This window comes from Streptomyces sp. NPDC053750, from assembly GCF_044544295.1.
Taxonomy (GTDB): domain Bacteria; phylum Actinomycetota; class Actinomycetes; order Streptomycetales; family Streptomycetaceae; genus Streptomyces.
This window is the reverse complement of sequence record NZ_JBITXB010000025.1, coordinates 19,029-43,404: the sequence shown is the minus strand read 5'-3', so window position 1 is coordinate 43,404 and position 24,376 is coordinate 19,029. Positions and strand designations below refer to the sequence as shown.

16 protein-coding genes and 1 CRISPR repeat array are annotated in these 24,376 nt (G+C 71.7%); of the genes, 8 read left to right on the top strand and 8 right to left on the bottom strand.

Annotated elements, in window-relative coordinates:
• Window positions 1-41 precede the first annotated feature (41 nt).
• The gene (locus ACIGO6_RS37545; protein ID WP_399884556.1) at window positions 42-1,043 is read left to right on the top strand and encodes a peptidoglycan-binding protein; all 1,002 of its coding nucleotides are present in this window, start codon (window positions 42-44) and stop codon (window positions 1,041-1,043) included.
• 103 nt (window positions 1,044-1,146) lie between these two features.
• Here ACIGO6_RS37545 and ACIGO6_RS37540 read toward each other — a convergent pair whose 3' ends face one another.
• From ACIGO6_RS37540 to ACIGO6_RS37505, 8 genes are read right to left on the bottom strand one after another with little or no spacing between them, the layout of a single operon-like run.
• The gene (locus ACIGO6_RS37540) at window positions 1,147-1,665 is read right to left on the bottom strand and encodes a hypothetical protein (protein WP_399884554.1); all 519 of its coding nucleotides are present in this window, start codon (window positions 1,663-1,665) and stop codon (window positions 1,147-1,149) included.
• Complete coding sequence (locus ACIGO6_RS37535) at window positions 1,658-3,403, bottom strand: type IV secretory system conjugative DNA transfer family protein (RefSeq protein WP_399884552.1); 1,746 nt, start codon at window positions 3,401-3,403, stop codon at window positions 1,658-1,660. Before ACIGO6_RS37535 ends, ACIGO6_RS37540 begins: the two co-directional genes overlap by 8 nt.
• 2 nt (window positions 3,404-3,405) lie before the next feature.
• Window positions 3,406-5,010 carry a type VI secretion protein gene (locus ACIGO6_RS37530; protein WP_399884550.1) on the bottom strand — a complete coding sequence of 535 codons (1,605 nt, stop codon included), beginning with the start codon at window positions 5,008-5,010 and terminating at the stop codon, window positions 3,406-3,408.
• Complete coding sequence (locus ACIGO6_RS37525; protein WP_399884548.1) at window positions 5,010-6,563, bottom strand: PrgI family protein; 1,554 nt, start codon at window positions 6,561-6,563, stop codon at window positions 5,010-5,012. The genes ACIGO6_RS37530 and ACIGO6_RS37525 overlap by 1 nt, the downstream gene beginning before the upstream one ends.
• A 3-nt stretch (window positions 6,564-6,566) precedes the next feature.
• A complete protein-coding gene (locus ACIGO6_RS37520) occupies window positions 6,567-8,588 on the bottom strand; it encodes a hypothetical protein (RefSeq protein ID WP_399884546.1) in 2,022 nt (673 codons plus the stop codon).
• Complete coding sequence (locus ACIGO6_RS37515; RefSeq protein ID WP_399884544.1) at window positions 8,578-9,357, bottom strand: hypothetical protein; 780 nt, start codon at window positions 9,355-9,357, stop codon at window positions 8,578-8,580. The genes ACIGO6_RS37520 and ACIGO6_RS37515 overlap by 11 nt, the downstream gene beginning before the upstream one ends.
• Window positions 9,358-9,368: 11 nt before the next feature.
• Window positions 9,369-9,704, bottom strand: a complete 336-nt coding sequence (locus tag ACIGO6_RS37510) for a hypothetical protein (protein ID WP_399884542.1) — start codon at window positions 9,702-9,704, stop codon at window positions 9,369-9,371.
• Between the two features lie 13 nt (window positions 9,705-9,717).
• Entirely contained in the window at window positions 9,718-10,713 is a 996-nt protein-coding gene (locus tag ACIGO6_RS37505) for a hypothetical protein (RefSeq protein ID WP_399884540.1), read from the bottom strand.
• Between the two features lie 253 nt (window positions 10,714-10,966).
• Here ACIGO6_RS37505 and ACIGO6_RS37500 point away from each other — a divergent pair, with 253 nt between their 5' ends.
• The 7 genes from ACIGO6_RS37500 to cas5e all read left to right on the top strand — a co-directional run bounded on the left by ACIGO6_RS37500 (window position 10,967) and on the right by cas5e (window position 24,374).
• Window positions 10,967-12,064: an NlpC/P60 family protein gene (locus tag ACIGO6_RS37500; protein ID WP_399884538.1), complete on the top strand. Its 1,098-nt coding sequence runs from the start codon at window positions 10,967-10,969 to the stop codon at window positions 12,062-12,064.
• Between the two features lie 29 nt (window positions 12,065-12,093).
• Complete coding sequence (locus ACIGO6_RS37495) at window positions 12,094-12,663, top strand: hypothetical protein (RefSeq protein ID WP_399884536.1); 570 nt, start codon at window positions 12,094-12,096, stop codon at window positions 12,661-12,663.
• A gap of 1,219 nt (window positions 12,664-13,882) precedes the next feature.
• Window positions 13,883-15,986: direct repeats of the CRISPR family, unit length 28 nt; unit sequence GAGCTACCCCCGCGGGTGCGGGGACGAC.
• A gap of 309 nt (window positions 15,987-16,295) precedes the next feature.
• The gene (cas3, locus tag ACIGO6_RS37490) at window positions 16,296-19,067 is read left to right on the top strand and encodes a CRISPR-associated helicase Cas3' (protein WP_399884534.1); all 2,772 of its coding nucleotides are present in this window, start codon (window positions 16,296-16,298) and stop codon (window positions 19,065-19,067) included.
• A gap of 331 nt (window positions 19,068-19,398) precedes the next feature.
• Entirely contained in the window at window positions 19,399-21,090 is a 1,692-nt protein-coding gene (casA, locus tag ACIGO6_RS37485; protein WP_399884532.1) for a type I-E CRISPR-associated protein Cse1/CasA, read from the top strand.
• Window positions 21,087-22,286 carry a type I-E CRISPR-associated protein Cse2/CasB gene (gene casB, locus ACIGO6_RS37480; RefSeq protein WP_399884530.1) on the top strand — a complete coding sequence of 400 codons (1,200 nt, stop codon included), beginning with the start codon at window positions 21,087-21,089 and terminating at the stop codon, window positions 22,284-22,286. The genes casA and casB overlap by 4 nt, the downstream gene beginning before the upstream one ends.
• A gap of 121 nt (window positions 22,287-22,407) precedes the next feature.
• On the top strand, window positions 22,408-23,586 hold the full coding sequence (gene cas7e / locus ACIGO6_RS37475; RefSeq protein WP_399884528.1) for a type I-E CRISPR-associated protein Cas7/Cse4/CasC: 1,179 nt from the start codon (window positions 22,408-22,410) through the stop codon (window positions 23,584-23,586).
• Window positions 23,583-24,374: a type I-E CRISPR-associated protein Cas5/CasD gene (gene cas5e, locus ACIGO6_RS37470; protein WP_399884526.1), complete on the top strand. Its 792-nt coding sequence runs from the start codon at window positions 23,583-23,585 to the stop codon at window positions 24,372-24,374. Before cas7e ends, cas5e begins: the two co-directional genes overlap by 4 nt.
• The last annotated feature ends 2 nt before the right edge of the window (window positions 24,375-24,376 follow it).

The following is a 24,376-nucleotide window of genomic DNA, read 5'->3' as shown; positions in this document are numbered from 1 at the left end:
ATGACCCGAACAACCCTCTCCCCAACGTAAGGAACCGCACCATGCGTACCGCAGCACACAGGATCCGTCTCGTCGCCTCCGCGGCCATGCTCGCCACCGCTCTCTCGGCCGGTGCCGCGGCGACAGCCGCGCCCCACGCGCCGGCGCCCGCTCCCACGGCCGTGACGGCTGCGGCCGCGGCACCCGCAGCCGCCGCCCAGGCGTCCTGGCCCACGGTGAAGTCGGGCCAGCGCGGTGTCGACGTGACCACCGTGCAGCTCCTGCTCACCGCCCGCGGCCACGCCACCAAGGCCGACGGCGTCTTCGGATCCGGAACCGCGGCGAAGGTCAAGGCCTTCCAGAAGGCACACCGCCTGGCCGCCGACGGCATCGTCGGCCCCGCCACCTGGACCCGGCTCGTCGTCACCGTCAAGGCCGGCTCCAAGGGCACCGCCGTCAAGGCCCTGCAGCACCAGCTCACCGCCAACGGCCACGCCACCAAGGCGGACGGCGTCTTCGGATCCGCCACCACGGCGAAGGTCAAGGCCTTCCAGAAGGCACACCGCCTGACCGCCGACGGCATCGCCGGCCCGAACACCTGGTCCGCCCTGGTCCGCGGAGGCGGCAGCGGGGGCGGCAAGCCCGGAGGCGGTGGAAAGCTCAGCGACGCCCAGGCGTCGGCCAGGCTGAAGGCGGCCGGGATCAGCCGGGTCTCCAGTGGGAACTGCACCAACCGCAACCGCAAGAACTGCACCAGTCTTCAGGGCATCCGTGTCGGTACCGTCAACGGCGTCATCTCCCTGAAGAAGAAGAGCGGCTGCAAGGTCGTCGTCACCGGCGGCACGGAAACCGGCCACTCCGGAGGTACGTACAGCCACTGGAACGGCTACAAGGTCGACATCAGCCGGACCCCGTGTGTCACCAACTACATCCAGAGCCACGCCAAGAAGCACCACAAGCGTCGCGACGGCGCCTGGGTGTGGCGCGTGACGTCCGGCGGCAAGACCGTCGTCGACTACGCCGACGAGCGCTGGGCGAACCACTGGGACATCACCTACTACTGAGCCCTGAGCCCTCTGCGGCTCCCAGGAGCTCACGGAACAGCGCGAACGATCCACGCCCGGCCGGACCGCAGTCCGGCCGGGCACCGGTCTTCGGCACGTCCCGCTACAGCGGCGGGTCCAGTTCGGCGGTCATCCGCTGTACCTCCGCCTCGGCCGGGTGCGCCGCCGGGGCGGTGATGTCGGCGGAGGTGGCCAGGTACAGCTCCCACTCGTGCTCGGCTCCCAGGTCCGGCGGCGGGGGCAGGGGCGGCTCCTGGTGGCCGCCGACGCAGGCGGGGAGCTTCATGTGCGGTTTGAAGGCGTGCAGCGTGTTGATCCACTCGGCCTCGGCGAGCTCGCGTCCCGGCGTCCTCTCGCCCTCGTAGGTGCGCAGCCAGCCCAGGTAGAGGGCGGTGAGCATCTCCCGCGTCCAGCGGTGCCGGTACCAGCAGGGCGGGAGGTCGTTGTGCAGCTCGGCGGTGTGGCACAGCCACTGGACCCAGGTGCGCAGTTCACGCAGCCGGGCCCGGCGTTCGGGCGGGGGCATGGCCGACCACACCCAGCGGCGCGGCGGCGGCGCTTCGGCCGGCGTCGGCGGCACGGTGGGCCACAGGGACGCCGGGTTGTCCAGGAAGTCATCCACGGTCCGCCGCCTCCTCCACCACCGCAGACTCCCCCACCCCTGGCTCCCCCACTGCCGCCTCCGCCACCGCGGGCGGCCGGGGCGCGGCCAGCAGGCGTTTGAGGTCGCGGTCGCGGAAGGTCAGCCGCATTTTCACCTTGATCGGCGGCTGGTTGGAGTACTGGGCGATCGCGGTGAACTCCTTCAGTTGCTGCAGGGAGTGGACGGGCGCGAGGTCGGTCTCGGTGGGCGAGGTGGTGGTGGAGAACTCGCCTCGGGAGCGCCCGTACGAGGTGCGCAGGGTCTCGGTGCGGCCGTAGAGGCCGGAGAAGTAGCGCAGGGTCTCCAGGTCGCCGCAGCCGGGCAGCAGCATGCGCAGGCCGCTCGCGGACAGCACCGTGTTGGCCTTCTGCACGCCGAGCCGGTCGCGCAGCTGGGACAGGTCGTGCCACACCGTCAGCAGGGTGATGCCCATGCCGCGGCCGGTGGTGAGGATGTTGGGCAGGCGCGGGTAGCGCAGCATGTTGCCCGCCTCGTCGACCAGCACGCCGAGGCCGGGGTCGAGGGGCTTGCCGGTGGTGTTGTAGGCGACCTCGGCGCCGTGGATGATCGAGGCGATGATCGACGTCAGCAGCGGGGCGAAGCGTTCGGCGTCGGCCTCGGAGGCGATCAGGCACACGGTGCCGTTCCGGTTCAGCAGGTCCTCGACGGTGAAGTCGGTGCCGGCGCAGGTCTCGCGGACCTCCTCGTCGGCGTAGACGCGGGCCAGGACGTTGAGGCTGAACTGGATGGAGCCGATGCCGTCCTCGTGCAGCCGCAGCCACGGGGAGGCGTAGTCGTCGGCGACCTCGGTGTAGCCGTACTGCTGGAGCACGGAGCGGACGTGGTCGACGGCGTCCTTGCCCAGGGAGAGCCAGCGGCGCATGGCGTTGATGCCGCCGCCGGAGAGGTTCGCGGCGAGCAGCACGCCCTTGAGGACGTTCTTGGCCTGGTCGATCCAGGGCGCGGCCCGCTTGCTGTCCCCGGAGGCCGACGACTCGGCCATCCAGGCGGCCATGCGGTCGGCGGCCTTGGCGTCGGTGCAGTACTCCACCGGGGACCACCTGTCCGTCCGGCGGCCGGGGACGCCGGCGGGGGCGATGACCCAGACGGGGCCGAGGGCGCGGCGCCGGGCGTGGATGATGTCGAGGTCGGCGGCCTTGGTGGTGGTCACCACCAGGGGGCCCTGCCATTCGGCGGCGTTGGGCAGGACCAGGCCGGTGGTCTTGCTGCTGCCCGGTACGCCGAACACGGTCGCCGAGATGTTGGGCTGCGCGGCCACGATCCGGCCGGTGTGCGTGCCGCGTCCGGCGGTGACGCGGTTGGTCCGCCGGGCCGGGTCCTGCGGTGCCTTGAGCCTGCGTTCGACCTTCGCTCCACCCCACTGCGCGCCGCCGGTGTGCGTGCCGGGGCTCAGCCTGGTGACGGCCTTGAGCAGGAGCAGGAAGAACGTCAGCAGCAGTACGGCGACGAGCGGGTAGAACAGCCGGCCGGGCGGGGCCGGGGCGAAGACCGCGCCGGGCCCGTCGACCACCGCGCGCAGCACGGTTTCCGGCAGGCTCGCGGTGGGGTGCGCCCAGCCGCGCCCGGCCAGCAGCGCGGCCAGCGGTCCGGCCAGCAGCACCGCGCCGCCGAGCGCGACGGCGAGCCCCGCGCCGTACGCGGCGAACAGCGTGCCGTCGTCGAGCCCGCCGCCCGCGGGCCTGCCGGCTGCTGCCACGGTTACATCACCATCTTCTCGTCGGTCTCGAACAGTCGTTCCTCGGTGTGGGAGAGCATCAGCTGCACGGCGTGCGAGCCTCCGCCGCGGCCGACCTTCCACAGGGCGCGCCCTCGCTGCCCGGCGCCCCAGGAGCCGATCAGGTCGCACTCGGCGTCGGTCAGGCCGATCGCCTCGCGGGTGATGGCCAGCGGACGGGTGTCCTGGGCGAGCTGGATACGGGTCTCGCACGAGCTGATGAGGTCCTTGGCGATGTTGACGGCTTCGGATCCGGCGGCGCCGACGCCCTCGAAGTCGCTGAGGCGGTGGGTGGCGAGGAGCTGGATCGTGCCGGTCGCGCGGGACAGGCGCAGGTCCGCGTCGATCTTCCTGATCTGGGAGGCCCCGCCGGAGCGCATCTGCCGCCACAGCTCGTCGCGCACGACGATCCACGGCCGGCTGCCGGGCCGGTCGATGGCCGCCTGGGCCCAGGACGAGACGCAGGTGAGGACCATGGCCACGGTCTCGTCGCCGTACTGCTCGAGGGAGGAGACGTCGACGCTCTGGATCGGGGCGTCCCAGTCCAGGCCGATGCTGGTGCGGTCGTCGAAGAGGCCGGCGACGTGGCCGTTGACCATGGCGCCGAGGGCGGAGCGGATGGATTCCATCTGCTCGCGTGCCCGCTGCACCTCGCCGTCGCGCACGCGCAGTTCCGCGGCCATGGCGTCGGTGGGGTCGCGCAGTCTGTCGTAGACGAGCGGCAGCGTGGGGGTCTCCAGCCGGGTCTGCCCGTGGAGTTCGCCGGTGACCTCGCGCACGGCGACGTCGAGGGCTTCCTCCTCCTGCGGCAGCAGGGTGCGGCGCGTCTGCAGCTCGAGCAGGGCCTTGAGCAGGGTCAGCCGCCTGCGGTGGATCTCCCTGAGCCGGTTGTTCAGCTCGCCCGGGTCCCTGATCGCGTCCAGGCCCTGGCCGAGTGGTCCGGCGTCCAGCGGGTTGATCCGGCCAGGCAGGCCGGGGCCGAGCCGGACCGGTTCCACTCCGAGGTGGCGGCACAGGGCGGCGTACTCGCCCTTCACGTCGCCCGCGATCAGGGTCCGGTGGCCGAACGCCATCAGCCGGAAGCACAGCGCCTTGACGTGCGCGCTCTTCCCGCTGCCCGGAATGCCGGTGATCATCACGTTGGGGTTGGTGCACAGCCCCTCCTTCACCCACACCGCCGGGTGTGCGCTGAACGCCTCGGTGGTCAGGGTGTTCTGCCCGATGTACGCGCCCACGGGCGGCAGGGAGGCGGCGTGCAGGAACGGGTAGGCGCCCGCCGCGTTGGCGGTGTCGGCACGGACGGCCTCGACTCGGGGCAGCGAGGCGGCACGCCCCGCGTAGGGCTGCGCCCAGCCCTTCCTGGGCGCCACCCGCATGACCGTCCCGGGGTCCTCCAGCAGTCTCGCGCGGCGCTGGTCACGGACGCTCGGCGCGGCCGGCGACGCCGGTGCAGGGCGCTGCGCGGCCAGGCCGGTGGCCTCGCCGAACGCGGACTGCTTCAGCAGGGTGTCGCCGGTCTCACGGCGCTTGAACGATCCCGACAACGACGACAGCGACAACAACGACGACAGCGACGCGGGCAACGGCATCAGAATCCGATCCTCCGGTCCGGCAGCCCCTGGCCCAACGGCAGTGCGGCGGCCGCGAAGCCGGCGTCCTGGGCGCCCCACATGCGCCGCAGCTCGAGTCCGGAGGAGGCGGCGTCCGCCTGCAGTTCGGCGCAGGCGGTTTCCAGTTCGCCCGGGTCGGTGACGGTGACGGCGAGCACCGCCGTCATCCGCACCACGCCCTGGCCCGTGGCGCGTGCGACGTCCTGGGCCCTGGCCTTCCGGGCCTCGAGCAGTTCGTCGGCGGACTCGTCCCGGCCGGTCCTGGCGCGCAGCTTGCGGGCGGACTCCCGTTTCGCCTTCTCACGGGCGAGGTCCTGCCGGGCGCGGCGCGGTCCGATCGGCTCGTAGACGATGCTCAGGCTGCGGCGGGCGTTCTGCCGGGGCCTGAGCAACGGCTGCAGGAACGTGGCGTACACGTCCGACTGCGGCCAGGTGCGGACCTGGTAGGAGACGGTCCACGCACCGTCGTGACGGTAGGTGCCCCAGTCGGTCTCGGCGTACGCCGGGCCCGCCAGTTCGGGGGCCACCCCGGGCTCGAGGCCCTGCCAGTCGGGCGGCTGGGCGGCGGCGTTGCGGGTGGCGAGCATCAGCTGCGCCTGGGGGTCGTACGCGGTACGCACCACCTGGGCCAGGGCGCGCGGGGCGAGCCACTCGACGACCTGCAGGCTCGCCGAGGACAGGGAGCCGTACATCGCGTGCAGCTCGCGCACCAGGACCGCGGCCGCGCCGACCTGCCCGCCTCCGGCGCCCTTGACGGCGGTCCGGGCCCGGGACGCGGACAGGGTGACCGACAGATAGGTCTCGCGGGTCGTGGCGGCCGGCCCGGCGCCCTCCATCAGCTCCGTGAGCGCGGCGACGGCCTCCTCGGGTGCGTCCGGCGCCAGATGCCGGCCGGTCCAGGAGCGCAGCGCCGCGCCGTCGTCGGGCAGGCACCGCTGGTGCACGGCGATCCGGACGATCGGCGAGTCCTCGGTGCAGAAGCCGCGCAGGAAGCCGGCCCAGGACGCGACGCGGGCCGCCTGCCGGTCGCTGTCGACAAGGGCCAGGCCGGGAAAGGTGATGCGGGCCACGGCCGTGTAGGTGTTCGCCACCGGGTCGTGGGCGACGCCCAGGTCACCGCCGAGGCCGTCGGGAGCCTCCAGGAAGCGGAGCCGCGACAACACACCCGGCAGGTCGGTGGGCTGCTGCCCGGTCGTCTTCGAGCGGGGTGCGAAGGCCCCGGACTGGAAGATGTTGCGCCTGGTGGCCACGTTGATCTGATGCCTTACTGCGAGACCGATCCATTCCTCCGCGCTCAGCCCCAGGACTCTCCCGAAGGCGAGCGCGAAGCACACCACCGCCGGTGGTAGGCACACGAACGCGGCCGTCCAGCTGCCCAGGTTGACCGGCGTGAGCAGCAGCACGCACCCACCCACGACCAGGGCGAAGCCGGCCCCGGAGAGCCGTCCCATGAATCCACTGCGCTCGGACTGCCAGCCGCCGTACGTGACGGGTGCCGCGCCGGAACCGAAGCCGGTACGGGATCCGGTCATCGGCTATCCCTCCCTCGGTGACGGGACGTCGGTGCCGGGCCGGCCGGTGCTCACCGATGCGGTGCCCGAGCGCGGTTGCGGCGCATGCTCCTGGGCGGTCTGAACGGCCGGGGCGGCCGGGACCGGGGGCAGACTCGCCGTGTCCGGACCGCGCGGCGGAATGACCACGTGACGGCCGCCGGGGGACGCGGAGTCGAGCCCGGCGTGCGCGGCGGTGTTGGCCATCCCGGATTCGAGGGTGTCCTTGCCCGCCGCCAGAACCTGCAGTCCCAGGCCCAGCGGTCCGGCCACCCGGGTACCGAGACGGCCTCCCGGCCCCTTGAGACGGGCCCCCAGCGACTCGTTGGTCCAGAATCCCCCGCCGCCCTGGGCGTTGGAGCCACCCGCCTGGGTCGACGTGTTGTCACGCTCCAGGGCCCGGGTGTAGGCGGGGCCGCCACCGACGGCACCCGCGCCGCCGAGTTCGGGCCGGTAGCCGCCACCCGTCGACGCGGCCGACGAGCCCAGCGTACTGATCAGGCCGCCTGCCGCGGCGGCGCCGGCGCCGAGGGTCGAGAAGGTCATGAACTTGGCCAGGACGGGCCAGCAGAAGCAGGCCATCAGGAAGATGACCAGGCCCACGACGACGTTGTGCATGCCCTCGCCCTCGGCGATGGCGAAGAAGCCGATCGAGAAGCAGAGCACGATCATCGGCTTCATCAGGATGAGCGCCAGCAGCGCGTCCCGGGCCTTGGGCCACCAGTTGGCGGTGGCGTCCGACATCTGCCCCACCAGCACGATCGGCATGGTGGCGACCAGGATCATGATGCCGGCCTGACGCAGGATCATCTCGATCCACAGCGCGCCGATGGCCAGGATGCACACGATGCCGATGACGATGACCACGGCTACGGCGGCCGCGGCGACGCCCTGGCCGGTGACCAGCGCCCCGCCCGCGGTGGCAGCCCCTCCGCCGCCGGTGATCAGACCGCCGAACAACGTGCCGAACTGGGCCTTCATGGCCTCCTCCGCCCCGGCGCCCTCACCGCCGTCGAAGGAGTAGTCGATGATCCAGGTGGAGATCGCGTCGGACAGCTCCAGCGCCGTCGTGGTGACCGTCCAGTAGGCCGCGGTGATCAGCGCCCACTTCGCCAGACCGAAGACGGCCGTGGCCGCGTGTTCACCGCGGTGGGTGACGGATGTCTTGCCGAACTGCAGCAGCAGGAGGAAGACGGCCAGGGCCGCGGACAGCGCCGTGGCGATGCCCATCGGCTGCTTGACGCCGGTGTCGTCGAGGTTCACGCCGGAGGCGTCGTTGAAGACGTCGGCGAACTGCTCGAGCAGCCACACCACCGCGTTGCCGATGTACTGCGCCGCCTCTTCCAAGGCGTCCCGGGCCAGCTCGGAGACCTTCTCGCCGACCCAGTCGCCGAGGCCCCGCCCGCCCGTCGGCCCGTACTTCTTGTGGGCCTCGTCCTTGCAGAAGGCGAGCGACGCCCCCTTGCCGACGCACTTCTCGAGGAACGTGAACCGCTTGTCGAACTCCGCCTGGTCGAGTTCGCCCTTCCGTACGAGGGCGAGGTTGGTCCGGCGCCACTCCTCCAGCTTCTTCTCCTCGACCGCCTCCCACTCCTCGTCGCTGCATTCCGGGGACTTCTCGCCGGCCGCGCCCTCGCACAGTCCGACGGCGCCGGGCAGTTCGCCGCTCTCCGGCAGGCGGCACAGACCGTCGTCGTTGATCTCGTCGTAGAGGCAGTAGTGACCCTGCTTGTCGATGCCGCAGGGCGCGCCGCCGCTCCAGTCGACGGGGCACTGCTTGCCGCTGTCGGGTCCGAAAGCTAGGTGGTACTTCGGGTCGTCCGCGGCCAGGGCCACTGGGGCGGTGCGCAGGCTGCCGCCGGCGCCCGGCGCACTTGGCCCACCGGCCACCGTCCCGGTGCCGAAGCAGCTCAGAAGGACGGCCGACAGGACAACCAGCAGGACGGCCGGCAGAGCAACGGGACGAACGAGGCGGGGCAGGAGACGGGCCGGACGCTCAGTCCGCATGCCTCACCTGCTGCCAGCCGTCCGCCCAGGAGACGTGGGAATCGGGAAAGTAGGCGCGGGGAAAGGAGCGCTTCTCCCGGTACTCGGCCTCGTCCGTGATCTTCCAGGCGCCGTCCTGCCACTTCAGCAACAGGTCGGTGGTCTCGCCCCTGAGCGGTGCGTCGTCCGGGCTGCCGTCGGCCTGCGTGGCGTACCGGTCGTAGTTCATCCAGACCTGCACGACCTTCCCCTCGGTCCCGGTCAGGGAGGTCGCCCGGACGGCGTTGACCGTGGTGCTGAAGGTGATTCCGGCTGGCGTACCACCGGACGGTGGAAGGCCGGCGTCCTCACGCAGCTTGCGCACCTCGGAGACCTGCTCGTCGACGTGTCCCCCGGCGTCCGGGGAGACGATCGCCTCCAGCTGCTGACGAGCCTTCCGGTCGTCGAGGAAGGCGTACTCCTCCCAGAAGTGGACGGCGGCGGAGATCGCTCCGACGGGCCCGTCGGAAAAGCCGGTGGACAGCCCGTCCGCCTGGCCGGTCGGCTTCTCCAGCACGAGTTTGCGGGCCCGGTCCGGAGTCATCTCCGCCTGCCGGCTCTGGGCGGGCGCGGAGGGCCCGCCCGCGGTGGGCGAAGCCGAGTGCGTGGGCGAGGCCGTACCGGGGCGGGAGTCGTCGTCCCCGCCGAGCACGGTTACGGCGGTCACGCCCCCGCCGACCAGCGCTCCGACCACCAGGATGCCGAGCCCGGCGAGCGTGATCCGGGCCTTGCGGGTCTTGCGGTCGCTCACCGGACCGCCCCTCACTTGCCCATGTTGTAGAAGGTGGTCACCAGCGCGGCGGTGACGCCGATCCCGCCTGCGCCGAACAGGCTCCACAGGATGGCCTGCTTGCCGCGTGCGGCCAGGGCGGCCCGTTCGCTGTTGTGCCCGACGGCGACCGCGGCCCAGCCGAGCAGGCCACCGAGGACGGCCGAGGCAAGGCCGAGCCCGGCGGTCCAGTTCAGGAGGGACCGGACCGGCTTGTCGACGTCCTTGGGCATCTGAGGGGTGACGTCGGGCACGGCGTCGGCGAGGACGCTCACGTGCGGGTCGACGGCCACCGCGACGGTGTGCACAGTGGCCAGGATCTGACTCATATCCGATTCCTCGTCAAGAAGCGGTGACTGCGGGGGCGACGGGGGCTGCCCGGGCGCCGGAGCCTGCAGTGGCGACAGAGGCCGCAGCGGGGGCAGCGGCGACGGGAGCGGGGCGCGGAGCAGGAACGACCGGGGCGGGACGCGGAGCGTCCGGCAGCGGACGGCCCCAGGCGGCGTGTGCCGCGGCGAGGACGGCCCCGGTGAGCCGGGCGCCGGCCTGCAGGGTGCGCGAGCGCAGGCGGGCGGCGGCCAGGGAGTGCGCGCGGACGTGCGGATCGTGGGGCACCTGCACCACCGCGGCGGCACGGGACGTGAGCATGGCCGCCCCGGCCCGCACCGCGGCCGGCGGGCGGCCGTCGCCGGTCGCGACCAGAGCGACGACGGTACGCCCAAGCGGCAGGCCCTCGGCGTGCAGGACCATGACCGCCTGCTGCAGGCTACGCACGCCCTGGGCGGTGGCGGCCGCGCACAGGACCGGCACGGCGAACGGCAGGTCGTACCAGCCGCGCGTCCGCCCGCTCCTCCCGGTGCAGCGGGCGGTCAGGAGATCGTGGGCGAGCGGGTGGGTGGTGTCCGCGACCACGGCCTGCCAGCCGCCGACAGCCGCCAGTTGGTACCAGGCAGCGGGATTCTCGGGCAGGGTCAAGGGCTGCGCATGCCAATCCTGTCCGTCGGACAGAAGATGCCACGCAGCGCCACCCACGTCCGCGCCGACACCGTGCGCCCGCTGAACGACGCACGCCTGCTGAACGGCGGACCGGGTCAGCGGCCGGTCCGGCGGCAGGGACGCAAGCCCGCCCGCCTTCTGTCCGGCGAGCAGAGCGGGCCAGGGGGAAGACAGCCGAGGCGCGAGATCCAGGACCACCGTGGAACCGCTCGAGGCCAGCCCGGCGCCGAGGAGCCCCGCGACCGTGGTACGTCCGCTGCCTCCGGTGGCAGCCATCACCGGCACCACCAGTCGCGCGCCCACGGGCAGCTCCGGGACGGCGGCGTCAGCCTGTTTGCGCACTTTCCATCCACCCCCTCCACGCAACATTTGCATTAGCTAATAACCTGCACGACACCCACCACCGCCAACCCCACGCCGGACCCTACACGGACAACCGCCCCACCCGAAAAGCCGAAACCAAACATCACCCTGATGTGGCACAACTGCACAACGTAATGACTCGTCACGCTAGGATCCCGCCGTCGACTCCCGCTCAGGAGTCTGAATTTCAGATTTGAAGGAGCAAATCTAACTACAGATCAAGAGGGAGAACATGCCGAGCAGGACGGTCGGGCGGGGCCTGCTGGCGCTCGGGCTGGGATTCGTGATGACACCGGTCGCGCTGGGCCTGAGCGTGGTCCTGCTGACTGCCACGTTCGACGGGAACGGCGACGGCCGCGTCGGCAACCCGATCGGAGGGCTACGGATCGGCAAGGGCGGGGTGCCCGCCCGGTACGCACCCCTCGTCCTGCGGGCAGCCGCCGACTGCGCCGAAGGGCTGTCCCCCGCCGTACTGGCCGCTCAGCTCAAGCAGGAATCGGGCTTCGATCCCGAGGCGGGCCCCAGCGTTGCCGGCGCGAAGGGCATCGCGCAGTTCATGCCCGGCACTTGGACCACCTGGGGTGTGGACGGCAACGGGGACGGCCGTAAGGACGTATGGGATCCGGAGGATGCCATCCCGGCCCAGGGCCGGATGATGTGCTCCCTGCTGCGGAAGGGCAAGGCGCATCCGGAGTACAACGGCTCCCCGATCGAGCTCGCCCTCGCCGGGTACAACGCCGGTTGGGGCCGGGTCGACGAGTACCGGGGCGTGCCGCCGCCCTCGTTCGCCCGCGGCCAGACCTACCACTACGTGCAGAACATCATGCGGATGTCGGCCGACTTCGCCGCCCCGGCACCGAGCGAGGACGGCACCCTGCCCGCCGGGTACGAAGTGCCCGAGGGAACACCGGAGGACGTACGCGTGGCGGTGTCGTGGGCACTGAAGCAGCGAGGAGGGCAATACCAGCTGGGCGGCGACTGCACCGACGCACTGGGCGACAACCCGGCCCGCTGGTGCGACTGCTCCTCCCTGATGCAACAGGCCTACCGGGCGGCCGGGGTGAGCATCCCGCGGACCACGTACGACCAGGTCGACGTCGGCACCCGGGTCGGCATCGACAGGCCCAAGCCGGGCGACCTGGTGTTCAACCCGGGATCCGACGGTTCGGACGCGCGGCCCGGCCACGTCGGTATGTACATCGGCCACGGTTTGATCGTCGAAGCGCCGCGCACCGGACTGAAGACCCGCATCGTCACGTACGAAAGCTGGCGCAACAGCACCAGCCACCTCACCCGCATCACCGAGGTCCGCCGGGTGGTGGACTGGTGAACCCCGGCCCACAGCAGGAGAGTCCGACCATGCCCGAGCCTCTCTACCGCCCCTGGGGGACGGTGACGCCGGAGTTCTGGGCCGCCCCCGGGCCCGGCACCGCACCACCCCGACCCGGACCGACTCCCGACATGTTGCGTGCCGGGCTCGTCAAGGTCGCCGAGATCGCCCGGACGGGACACCTGCCTGACGCCGCCGCTCTCGCCACCCGGATCGACCGGGACGCCACCGCCGAGTACGGCGAACTGCACCTGCACACGATCCAGGTCCGCGAAGTCCGCGGCTACCTCGCCGCCCTCGCCGGGGACCACCCGTCGGGCCTGTCCTGGTACCTGCACGCCGCGCAACTGCGTGTCACCATCCAGGGCCCCGGACACCCCGACGTCGAGGCGGCCACCCGCCGCGCCTACAGCCTGTGGCGAGCCATGCCGGCCGAGCCGGACCGACAGCGCCTGGGCGCCGCCCTGCTGACCGTCGCCACCGACATCCACGGCCCCGACTCCCCACTCGTCCACCACATCCGGGGGCGGCTGTACGACTTTGCGGTGCCTGTCGCTTCGTCCGCCGCAAGCGCGATGGGACACTTGCACAACCCATGAACCCCCTCGCGAAGGAATCGGCGCGGCGGTCGGGCTCGGGGCCGAGGGACGGTGCTCAGCCGCTCCCGCCCGAGGACGTGCGCGAGGGTCGGGTGCTGCGGCCTGGTTCCAGTCGTAGACGGCGAGGAGTTTGTACATGGCGAGCTGGACTCGGAGTAGAAGGGTTTGTCGTGCAGCCAGGAACAGGCGTCGATGATGACGGTGGTGCGGGTCATCGTGGCCACCGCTGCTCCCCTACGTCTCCAGGTCCCCCGCAGAGAACCGGCCTGCGGGCGTGGATCCGTTCACCGGAACTGTGGACCGTACGTGGCCGTGTTCGATGCTCAGATCACCCGAAGGGGTGGCAAATGGTGGCTCTTTGCGCTCACCTGGCCCTCAGCTCACGCCAGTTGTGCTGTTTTGTCCGCGGGGATGGTCCGGAGCAGGTTCCCCAAGGTCGTAGACTTCCGCTGGGCGTTCGTTACCAGCCCGTCACTGGATGTGCCCTCCGGCGCCATGGCCCGGAGGGAGCGGCTCGCCAGGCCAAAAGTCATATGGGCCGCATGCGAGGTGGCACATGGATGACGACGAACGGCCGGACTGGAGCTTCTGGTGCTTCATCATCGCGCTCCTGGAGCTGCTACTCCAGGTGATGGCGAAGCGGTAGCTCGCAGCCCGGCAGCCCGTCTCTGATGAGGACCGCCTCCCAGCCAGGGGGGCGGTTTCTTTTTGCTCGTTCACTGATCGGCCCCACCCTAGGGCATCTGGGGATGCGTTCAGATCACGCAAGCAGCGTACCTGAAATCTCGGTACCTCTCCGAATCTCCTTAAGTGATTTGCCATCAGAGAACCTCAACGCCACCCGAGGCCATATGAGCCGCTTCTCGCAGGTGCGGAACGTCGATTACTGCGGATCCGAAATCAACGAGAGTCCATTTTATTACTGTTCGTTAGGTTTTTCGAGCCGCTGTGCGGCCCTCTGATCCTGTGCCGGTAGCCAATGAGGGCAACTTTTGACCTGTCAGGTGATGTCAACTTCACACGATCTGAGTCACTGTCGCAGCCGCAGGTTGCTGTCAATCTGAGTTCCCAGGCCGACGTGGGTTGGATCGGCAAGTTCAATCAGCAGGTCTCCCTGGCCGGCTCGGTGACGTCCCAGCCTCGGATGAGTAATGGGTCCAGGAGCCAACTTCGGGCGAGGGTGACCCCACGGCCGTGTAGCCGTAGGCCCGCTCCATCGAGCTACCCCCTGCTGGCGCGGGGACGACATCATCCACGGTTACATGCCGCTCGACCTCGAGGAGTTACCCCCGCGGGTGCGGGGACGACGGCACCGTGCCCACCCCGGCGCTCGGCTCGCGGGAGCTACCCCCGCGGGTGCGGGGACGACGTCTGGCGGTACAAGGAAGGCGGCGCGTCCCTGGAGCTACCCCCGCGGGTGCGGGGACGACACCTGCGGCGGGACTTAGGGCCCTGGGAGGCCGGAGCTACCCCCGCGGGTGCGGGGACGACGGAATCCGACGCCGCAGCGCCGAGTCCAAGGGCGAGCTACCCCCGCGGGTGCGGGGACGACGTGCCGGTCAAGGTCGGACAGGATGTGGAGGGCGAGCTACCCCCGCGGGTGCGGGGACGACTGGCCGATCGCCAGGAAGCTGGTCTCGATGGTGGAGCTACCCCCGCGGGTGCGGGGACGACGAGACGATCGGGTCCAGCCACCTGGACACCAAGGAGCTACCCCCGCGGGTGCGGGGACGACCACCGGTCATCCGTGGTGCGGCCCGTGGGCCGGGAGCTACCCCCGCGGGTGCGGGGACGACTGGCTGTTCGCCGCGTTGGCGATCTCGAACCCGGAGCTACCCCCGCGGGTGCGGGGACGACACGTGAAGCCCCACGTGAGGCACTTCCGGGAGGAGCTACCCCCGCGGGTGCGGGGACGACAGCACGTGCTCGGGGTGGGCGGCGAAGTAGTCGGAGCTACCCCCGCGGGTGCGGGGACGACGTGTTCGGTGGTGGGCCCACGGGGCGGACGGGAGAGCTACCCCCGCGGGTGCGGGGACGACAGGGTGCCTGCGTCGTCGTACCGGCCGATCTGGAAGGAGCTACCCCCGCGGGTGCGGGGACGACGGACAACGACACGGCGCAGTTCGGCGTGATCGAGAGCTACCCCCGCGGGTGCGGGGACGACCGCCGTGGCTGCCCCGGCTGATCTGCATCCGGGGAGCTACCCCCGCGGGTGCGGGGACGACGCCGGCTGCCCGGTCTCCGGGCCGGTGCCGGGGGAGCTACCCCCGCGGGTGCGGGGACGACGGCCTGGGCCATCCGCTCGGACTGGACGACCAGGAGCTACCCCCGCGGGTGCGGGGACGACGCTGTCCCCCGCGAGCAGCACGAGGCGTACGCCGAGCTACCCCCGCGGGTGCGGGGACGACTTGGCTTCTCCTGCGACCAACTTCCTGACCCATGAGCTACCCCCGCGGGTGCGGGGACGACAAGGCCAGGGCGCAGCAGCACCACGACGTCGCCGAGCTACCCCCGCGGGTGCGGGGACGACCAGCGGCTGGGCAAGCCGGTAATCGAACTAAGAGAGCTACCCCCGCGGGTGCGGGGACGACATGCGGGGCCTGCCGTCGGTCGAGGGGACGTGCGAGCTACCCCCGCGGGTGCGGGGACGACGGCCCAGTGGACGCTCACGAGCCAGGAACCCGGGAGCTACCCCCGCGGGTGCGGGGACGACATGGTCGGGCGGGACCAGGTTCACGCGTGCGACGAGCTACCCCCGCGGGTGCGGGGACGACTTGGCGGCGGCTTCCTGGATACGGCGGTATGGCGAGCTACCCCCGCGGGTGCGGGGACGACATCGGCGGGGACGTCCTTGCCGACGGACGTCAGGAGCTACCCCCGCGGGTGCGGGGACGACAGATCGCCTACTGCAAGTGCCGTCTGGACTGGGGAGCTACCCCCGCGGGTGCGGGGACGACCTCCCCTCCGACTCCAAGGTGGGCCCGTACATCGAGCTACCCCCGCGGGTGCGGGGACGACGGCGGTGCCGGTCAGGCCGAGGACGGTCGCCCGGAGCTACCCCCGCGGGTGCGGGGACGACATCCGCATTCCTTGGTCCTCCGCCCCTGAGTCAGAGCTACCCCCGCGGGTGCGGGGACGACTGTCCGACGGCCCGCAGGTGACCGAGACGAGCGGAGCTACCCCCGCGGGTGCGGGGACGACTGGCGGCCACCGAAACGGATCGTGTTCGTCGTGGAGCTACCCCCGCGGGTGCGGGGACGACGCATCCGCTCGCCCTCGCGGAAGTCGACGGCCGGAGCTACCCCCGCGGGTGCGGGGACGACACTTCGTGAGCTGCGGAGATGTGAGCAAGGATATCTGTTTTCCTTCACCTCGCTTCGGCCTCGGAAGGCATTGTCAGTGGCCCCGTCTACAGTGCCGGCACCAACTGGCTGCAAGCAGCCAAGTCTTCAGGGGGCGGGCGTGGAGGATGAGCGGTCGGTCGTTGAGTTGATGCGGTCGATGGGCCTGGCCGACGAGGTCGTCACGCGGGTGTCACGGTTGTGGGGGAAGTCGGCCGCGCGCAACGGTGGGCGGACGCATCTGCTGCTGGGGCATCTGCTGGACACGGCTGCCGTGGCGTGGCGGGGACGATGTGGGACCAGTACGTGTCGGCCGCGTTCCGGCGACGGCTGGACGAGGTCAGCGGTGGCCGAGGGCGGGCGTGGTTCATGTGGGTGTGCGGCATCCACGACTGCGGTAAGGCGTGCCCGGCGTTCCAGGCCATGGACGCGGCCGAGGCCGCACCGGTGCTGGCAGCGGGACTGACGTGGGGGCGACTGCCCACTGGCCGGGACAAGCGGTGGCGTCATGACGTGGCCGGAGCGGTGCTGTTGCTGCCGCGGCTGGTCGCCGAGTGGGGCGACGACGAAGCCGCCGGGTGGGTGTGGCCGCTGGTCGCCGGACACCACGGGACGTTTCCGCCGGCCGCCGCTCTCGATCCGCCGCGCGGGGCCCAGGGGCGGGGCGCCGCCTGGGAGGAGGCCCAGCGGGCGGTCGTGGACGTCTTCACACGCGCTGTCGGCTTCGAGGACCTGTCGGATGTGCGGCCGGTCGGCTCACTGCGGAAGGCCGAGCAGCTGGCCTTGTCGGGTCTGATCGTGATGGCGGACTGGATCGCCAGCGACAGCAGCCACTTCGTCGGTCTGTCGGACGCCGACCTGGTCTCCTTCGTCTCATCACGTCGCCGTGCGGAGGCGGCATGGGAGCGGCTGCGGCTTCGCGGCGGCTGGGGGGACCTTCCGCTGCCGGAGGATCCGCTGGACCCTCTGACCCGTCGGCTGGGTGTGCAGCCGCGGGCGGCGCAGCGGGAGTTGGTGGAGCGGGCGTGGTCGATGCCGGCGCCGGGGCTGCTGGTGGCCGAGGCGCCCATGGGTGAGGGGAAGACGAAGGCGGCGCTCGCGGCCGCCGAGATTCTGGCGGCGAGGTTCGGCCTCGACGGGGTGTTCGTGGCGATGCCGACGCAGGCGACGAGCGACCCGATGTACGAGCAGGTGCTGCAGTGGGTGCGCTCCTTCGACCCGGAGCTCGAGTCGCAGGTGGCGCTCCTGCACGGCCGCCGGCGGTTCAACGCCTGGTGGCGGAGCATCTGGTCCGGGAAGCCGCGTCCCGACGGCGACGGGTGCGGATGCCGGGGAGAGGGCCTCCCCGGCACTGCGGGCATGGCCGATGACGACTTCGGCGCGATCGACGAGGACGCCGAGTACGACATGGTGTCCGCTCAGTCTTCGCCGGACGGAGCGGCCGGCCCCGAGGCGGACGGGCCGGCGTACTGGTTCCTGGACGACAAGCGCGGCCTGCTCACCGCGTTCGCGGTCGGTACGGTCGACCACCTTCTGCATGCGGCGACCCGCACCCGACACGTGATGCTCCGGTTCGCCGGGCTGGCCGGGAAGGTCGTGGTCGTGGACGAGGTGCACGCCGCGGACGTCTACATGCGGCAGTTCCTCGTCGAGGCGCTACGCTGGCTGGGACAGGCGGGGGTTCCCGTGGTGCTGCTGTCCGCGACCCTGCCTCCCGCTCAGCGGCAACGGTTCGTCGACGCCTACCTGTCCGGCGTACTCGGTACGGCGGACGTGCACCAGCCCGTGCCGGAGCCGGCCGGGTATCCGTGCGTCACGGTGGCCTACGGCGCCGATGGCCGGGCGGTGGCCGAGACGTCCCGGGAGGCGGTGCGGTCCTGGCGGGAGTCGGCGCCCGTGCGGCTGGCCTGGCTGCCCGATACGGATCCCGCGGGGACGACGGTCGCCGCGGCCGTGCGCAAGGCCGTCGCCGACGGAGGTGTCGCCCTGGTGGTGGTCAACCAGGTCGCCCGGGCTCAGGCGATCTACCGCGATCTACAAGAAGGTGGCTTCGACGGCGTCCTGCACCTTCTGCACGCGCGGCTGTGCGCCGCCCACCGTGCGGACCGGACCGCGGAGTGCCTGCGTCTGATGGGGCCACAGGCCGACGACGACCGGCCGGAGCGCATGGTGGTGATCGCCACCCAGCTCGCCGAGCAATCGTTCGACGTGGACGCCGACGTGTTGATCACCGATCTGGCGCCCACCGACCTCCTGCTGCAGCGCATCGGCCGACTGCACCGACACAGCGGTACCCGGCGTCCTGCCGCACACCACGTGCCTCAGGTGCTGGTCACCGGTGTGGCGCCCGGAAGGGACGGAACACCGCGGTTCCTGCACGCGTCGAAGCGGATCTACGGCGAGTGGTCACTGCTGCGGGCGGCGGCCCTGGTCACCGAGGCCGCGGGCCCGCTCACGGACGGGGAGACGGCCGTGCCGACGGCATCCGGATGGAGCATTCCCGCCGACGTGCCGGAGCTGGTGGCTCGCGCTTACGGGAATGCCGGAATCTGTCCGGCGAGTTGGGACGAGTCCGACGCGTGGGAGCAGTGGGAGGCGAAGGAGCGGGAGCGGGAGAAGAACGCCGAGGAGTTCCTGCTGTGCCGTCGGCGGGAGTGGGCCTTCCCGACCCTGGAGGGACTCCACTACGCCGGCAGCCGGGCCGCCTCCGAGGAACAGCTCGACGCCGTCGTCCGTGACGGTGATCCGTCCGTCGAAGTGGTCATCGTCCGGCGGGCCTCCGGCGGCTACCGGGGCATCGACGGAACCTGGCTCGGAGTGCACGGCGAGGTGGACGACGACGAGGTGACCGACCGCCTGATGGGTGGCACCGTCCGCCTCCCCCCAGGTCTCACCGATGCCGCCCACGCCGAGCTGAGTCCGCTTCCGGGGTGGGCCGGACGGCCCTGGCTCCGGTACCGCCTGGCACTCGTGCTGGAGGAGGACGGCACGAGGCTCCTGGGCGCGGACCGTGTGTCGTACCACGACGTACTCGGGCTGGTCATCGAGCGGCAGGCGAGGTGAAGCGGCTGTGGAGCCGGGCCGGGACCGCCTCACCCCGCGCTGCGGGGACGGCTCCTCGTGCTGAGCAGAACATCAAGCGGGAACACCCCCGTCCACGGGGAGGGCTCCGGCTCCACGAGCCGTGCGCAGGGTACCCGCTGCCTGCCGGGATGACGGCGCCGGGCGAGCGTCTTCACCGAGTTTCCCCAAATCGGTAGAACAACAAGCATTCGGCTGTCACGCTGTCGTCGACCGGTCGGGGCCAGCTCCGCCTCGGGTCCGTGGGGCTGGCCCGTCGGTCGACGCGTCCAGGGGGGCGCAGGGATGTCAGTACATGGAGGGGGGAACCGCCATGGCCAGCGAGGGAGACCTCGTCCATGACGCATGGCTCACTGCCGTCGTTCGTGACGGCGCCCGGCTACCCGTCGGCTTGCTGAGCGCGTTGCTCGAGTCGCACACCATCCGGCGGCTCGAGCTGCCGGTGCACACGATGCTGCCGGTGGTGCTCCGGCAGCTGCTGCTGCCCGTGGTGATCGACGCCCTCGGGGCGCCTGGCACCCGACAGGAGTGGGCGGAGCGATTCCACCGCGGCCGCTTCTCGCAGGACGAGCAGGACCGTCTCGCGCACTACCTGGACGCCCGCTACGGGGACCGGTTCCGCCTGTTCGACGCGGAGCGCCCGTTCGCCCAGGTCGCCGGTCTTCAGGCGTTGAACGGGGAGACGAAGACGGCCGCTCAGCTGGTGCCGTCCATGGCGTCCGGCAACAACGTGCCCCTGTTCAGTGCGCTCAGCGAGGCCGACGAGCTGCTGCTGACGCCGGGGGACGCTGCGCTGTGGCTGCTGCACGCGCACTGCTGGGACACGGCGTCGATCAAGACCGGTGCCGTGGGGGACCCGCAGGCGAAGAACGGAAAAACGACCGGCAACCCGACCGGACCGCTCGGCCAGTTCGGCGTGATCGTGCCCACCGGTCGGTCCCTGTACGAGACGCTGCTGCTGAACACACCGATCCTGTCCGACGGCCTGGAGCCGGGAGACCGGCCGCAGTGGGCGTGGGACGAGCGTCCGGCCGGCCTGGGCTGCACGTCACCGGCCGGGGCCGCCTGGTCCGAGCGTCCGGCGACCGGCCTGCTGGACCTGCTGACCTTTCAGGCCCGTCGAATCCGTCTGATCACCTGCGAGACGGAGCAGGGGCCGCAGGCCCACCGGGCGATCGTGTCGGCCGGCGACCGGCTGACGCAGACTCCCGAGATCGAGCCGCACACGGCATGGCAGCACACTGCCAAGCCGAAGAAGGGCCAGCCCCACCGGCGGCCCCGCCGGCACACCTCGGGCCGCGCTGCCTGGCAGGGACTGGGAACGCTCCTGTCGATGACGCTGCCCGTGCAGAGCGACGGCCCCTACACCTCGCTGCTGCTGCGCCAGATCGGGGATCTGCGGGTCCTCAGGGTGCTGTCCGGGCAGTATCCGCTGGGCGTCGAGACGTCGGGGCTCGAGTACGGCACGCAGTCCGCCGTGGTAGAGAACGCCATCGGCGACGACCTGCCCCTGCCGGTGACGGCCCTGCTCGCTCAGGACAAGTGGCTGCGCAAAGCCCTGCTGGAGTGCGTGGATCAGGCGGACCGGGTCGCCCGGGCCCTGGACGGTCTCCACAACGATCTGCGGCGTGCCGCCGGCGGTGATCCACTGCCCCGTGACAAGGGCAGCCGGCCGTCCGCGCAGTTCCTGCACTCCCTCGACGCGACCATGCGCCGGCTGCTCGCCGGGCTGCGCACCGTCGACGAGGACGACGAGGAGCTCATGGAGCGCGCCCAACTCGCATGGGAGCAGTCGGTGCAGATCGCTGCCGACCGGGAGGCGGGCCTCCTGCTCGCAGCGGTCCCGCCACGAGCCGTGGTGGGCCGCACGGTGAAGAACGGCGACAAGGAGTTCGTCTACCGCAGCGGCAAGTCCGTCGGCGTCTTCCGGACGCGGCTCGCCGAGATCCTGACCCGGGTCGCCGAGGAACGCCGCGCCGACCGCGAGGAGAGTGCCGCAGCATGACCACCACCAGCAGCACTCCCATCGTCACTCCCTCGGCGGGCCGGTCCCGGCCGTTCTTCTGGGAGGAGGCGGCCGACGACTGGCGGTCGGCGTGCGAGGAAGGGCGGCGCCCGGAATTCTCCGAGTACGTCGCACGGAGCCTGCGGGCCCTGCGCGAGGGCGTCGGCCGGGAGGCCGGCACCGTCCCGGCCATGCGGTCCGTCCACCGCGTCCCCTTGCGGGACGACGGCTCCGACCGCCTCCCGGACCGCTACATCGCCGAACACTGCACGCTCACCCTGTTCGGACTGCACCAGCACACCGCGTCCGAACCCGCCCACCGGCCGGGCGTCGGCCTGGGCACCGCCTGTCTGGTGCTGCGCCGCAGCGAGGCACTGACGGAAGCCGCTGTGGAGCGTCGGCTGATCGCGGCCGCGACCGCCCAGGACCTCCACGAGCTGGTGCAGCACCTCCAGCGGCTCGTGCCGCTCCTGCAGCAGGCAGGAGTCGGCCTGGACTACACCCGCCTGTTCCATGAGCTGACCGCGTGGGACGGGCCGGACCGCAATCGGGTGCTGCGAGCCTGGGGCCTGCAGTACACCGACCCGGGCACACCGGACCCGACCGAGGCGGAGGCCGACGAGGACACCGACGGCCGGGAACGGGCGCCGTACTGGGTGACGTTCGAGCCCGGCAGCCCGGACGCCGGGGCGGAGCTGGCCGCGCTGCGCTCGGGTACCGGCCGCGAGCCGGGCACGGTCGCCTCGATGTGGCCGTTCCACCGCACCCGCATGGCGTCCGAGTGGCGGAACAAAGGCTCCCTCACCCGGGACCTGGCGGCCGAGCACACCGCGCTCACCCTCTTCGCCCGCCACCAGCAGACGCACGACCGCCGGATGCACGTCACGGGCAACAGCCCGGGCACCGCCGTCGGGCTGCTCGCCCGGAAGGCGGCCACGGACAGCGAGGGCAAGGCCGCCACCGCGGCGCTGGAGCGGCGCTTCGGCCATCTGCTCACCTCCGCCGACGCCGACGAACTGGCCATGCACCTGCGGTCCTTCGCCCCGCTGCTGAACCGGGCCGCAGTCGGACTCGACTACAACCTGCTCCGCACCGCCCTGCGGACCTGGGACGACCCTCGCCGCCCGCACGCCGCCGGCCGTTTCCGGCAGCGATGGGACCGCGACTTCCACACCACCGTCACCGCGTCCTCCTGACGCCACCCGGGAACCGGCCGGCCACGGCGCCGTGCCGTCGGCCCAGCAGCCCTGCCCACGTCAACCCGTCTTCGACCGCGCCCCGTCCGAGCGGCGCCTCGCGTCTTCAAGGAGTCATGCCATGAGCCGGCCCACCCTCTTCGTCGAGGTCCACATCCTGCAGAGCCTGCCGCCGTCGAACGTGAACCGGGACGACTCCGGCACCCCCAAGCAGGCCGTCTACGGCGGTGCCCGCCGTGCCCGCGTCTCTTCGCAGGCGTGGAAGCGCGCCACCCGTACCGAGTACGCCAAGCAGGTACCCGAGGCCGACCGTGCCACCCGCACCAAGCGGATCGCCGGCCTGCTCGCCCAGCGCCTCGCCCGCCCCGTCGCCGAGGGCGGCGCCGGACTGGAGACCGGGCCGGCGGACCGGCTGGCCGCCGCACTGCTGGAGCCGCTCGGCATCGCCAAGTCGGCCAAGAAGGACGACCAGTCCGCCTACCTGCTGTTCTTCGGCAAGAAGCAGCTCGACGCCCTGGTCCGGCTGCTCGACGGCCGAGCCGCCGAGCTTGCCGCCCTGCCCGAGGACGACCTCAAGAACGAGGTGAAGAAGCTCTCCGTCGTCCAGACGCTGTCCACCGGGCACCCGGCCGAGGTCGCCCTGTTCGGCCGTATGGTCGCCGACCTGCCCGCCCTGAACGTTGACGCCTCCGTCCAGGTCGCGCACGCCCTGTCCACCCACGCCGTGCGTACCGAGTTCGACTACTACACCGCGGTCGACGACGAGAACACCGACGACCACGGCGCCGGCATGATCGGCACCGTCGAGTTCAACTCCTCCACCCTGTACCGCTACGCCGTCCTCGGCGTGCACCAGCTGCGTGACAACCTCAGCGACGCCGACGAGACCCGCCGGGCGGCCGTGCGGTTCGTCGACGCGTTCGCCCGCTCCATGCCGACCGGGCACCAGAACTCCTTCGCCCACCGCACCCTGCCCCACCTGGTGCTGCTCACCGTCCGCGCCGACCAGCCCGTGAACCTGGTCTCCGCCTACGAGGAACCCGTCACCGGCGTCACCGGCCTGGCCGCGGGATCCGTCGTGCGGCTCGCCGACGAGCTCAAGGCGGTCGGCGAGACCTGGGGCGACAAGCCGCTGCGGACCCTGGCCACCTACACCGCCGAAGGCGACAAGATCACCGAGGTCTTCGGTTCCTCCCTGCCCTTCCCCGCCCTGCTCGACTCCGTCGACACCCTGGTGGGACAGTGGCTCGCCGACGGCGAGATCACGCCCGCCGGGACCACGGAGGCCGGTGCCCGATGACCGGCACCGACCACGCCGTCCTCGTGCTGCGGCTGGCCGCCCCGCTCCAGTCCTGGGGCGGCCCGTCCCGCTACAACCAGCGCGAAACCCGGCCCCAGCCCACCAAGTCCGGCGTCCTCGGCCTCCTCGCCGCCGCCGAGGGCCGCGACCGCGAGGCCACCCTCACCGACCTGGTCGGCCTGCAGCTCGGCGTCCGGGTGGACCAGCCCGGCACCCTGCTGCGGGACTACCACACCTACAGCGACTACCGCGGAGTACCGCTGCTGTCGGCCAAGACCAACGCCAAGGGACAGCAGACCAGGACCACCCCGGCGAAGCACACAGGTGTCACCCGGCGCTTCTACCTCCAGGACGCCGTCTTCGTCGCCGCCCTCCGCGGCCCGAAGGCTCTGGTGCAGAGTCTCGAAGAAGCCGTCCGCAACCCCGTCTTCCCGCTCTGTCTCGGCCGCCGCTCCTGCCCGCCCACCGGACCCGTCAGCCTCGGACTGCGCACCGACTCCCCGCTGAAGGAAGCCCTGGAGGATGTGCCGTGGCAGGCCGGCAGCCACCGCCGCCGGCAGGCCCGGGGCAGCACCGTGTCCCTGGAAGCCACCATCGAGGACGCGGCCGGCGACCAGATCGCCCTCGACGTGCCCGACACCTACGACCTCAGGACTGGTACCCGGTTCGTCCGGCGCGACGTCCGCCATCTCTGGGTCACCGTCCCCAGCGGCAACGACCGACCCGCGACGGAAACGGCCCTCGCCGGACAGCCCGACCACGACCCGTTCGCCCTTCTGGGCTGGTGACC

Coding starts and splice junctions, on each gene's coding strand:
- ACIGO6_RS37525 (WP_399884548.1), bottom strand. CDS start 6,563: ATGACCGGATCCCGTACCGGCTTCGGTTCCGGCGCGGCACCCGTCACG.
- cas7e (WP_399884528.1), top strand. CDS start 22,408: ATGAGCCGGCCCACCCTCTTCGTCGAGGTCCACATCCTGCAGAGCCTG.
- ACIGO6_RS37510 (WP_399884542.1), bottom strand. CDS start 9,704: ATGAGTCAGATCCTGGCCACTGTGCACACCGTCGCGGTGGCCGTCGAC.
- casB (WP_399884530.1), top strand. CDS start 21,087: ATGACCACCACCAGCAGCACTCCCATCGTCACTCCCTCGGCGGGCCGG.
- ACIGO6_RS37530 (WP_399884550.1), bottom strand. CDS start 5,010: ATGCCGTTGCCCGCGTCGCTGTCGTCGTTGTTGTCGCTGTCGTCGTTG.
- cas3 (WP_399884534.1), top strand. CDS start 16,296: ATGTGGGACCAGTACGTGTCGGCCGCGTTCCGGCGACGGCTGGACGAG.
- ACIGO6_RS37545 (WP_399884556.1), top strand. CDS start 42: ATGCGTACCGCAGCACACAGGATCCGTCTCGTCGCCTCCGCGGCCATG.
- casA (WP_399884532.1), top strand. CDS start 19,399: ATGGCCAGCGAGGGAGACCTCGTCCATGACGCATGGCTCACTGCCGTC.
- cas5e (WP_399884526.1), top strand. CDS start 23,583: ATGACCGGCACCGACCACGCCGTCCTCGTGCTGCGGCTGGCCGCCCCG.
- ACIGO6_RS37520 (WP_399884546.1), bottom strand. CDS start 8,588: ATGCGGACTGAGCGTCCGGCCCGTCTCCTGCCCCGCCTCGTTCGTCCC.
- ACIGO6_RS37500 (WP_399884538.1), top strand. CDS start 10,967: ATGCCGAGCAGGACGGTCGGGCGGGGCCTGCTGGCGCTCGGGCTGGGA.
- ACIGO6_RS37495 (WP_399884536.1), top strand. CDS start 12,094: ATGCCCGAGCCTCTCTACCGCCCCTGGGGGACGGTGACGCCGGAGTTC.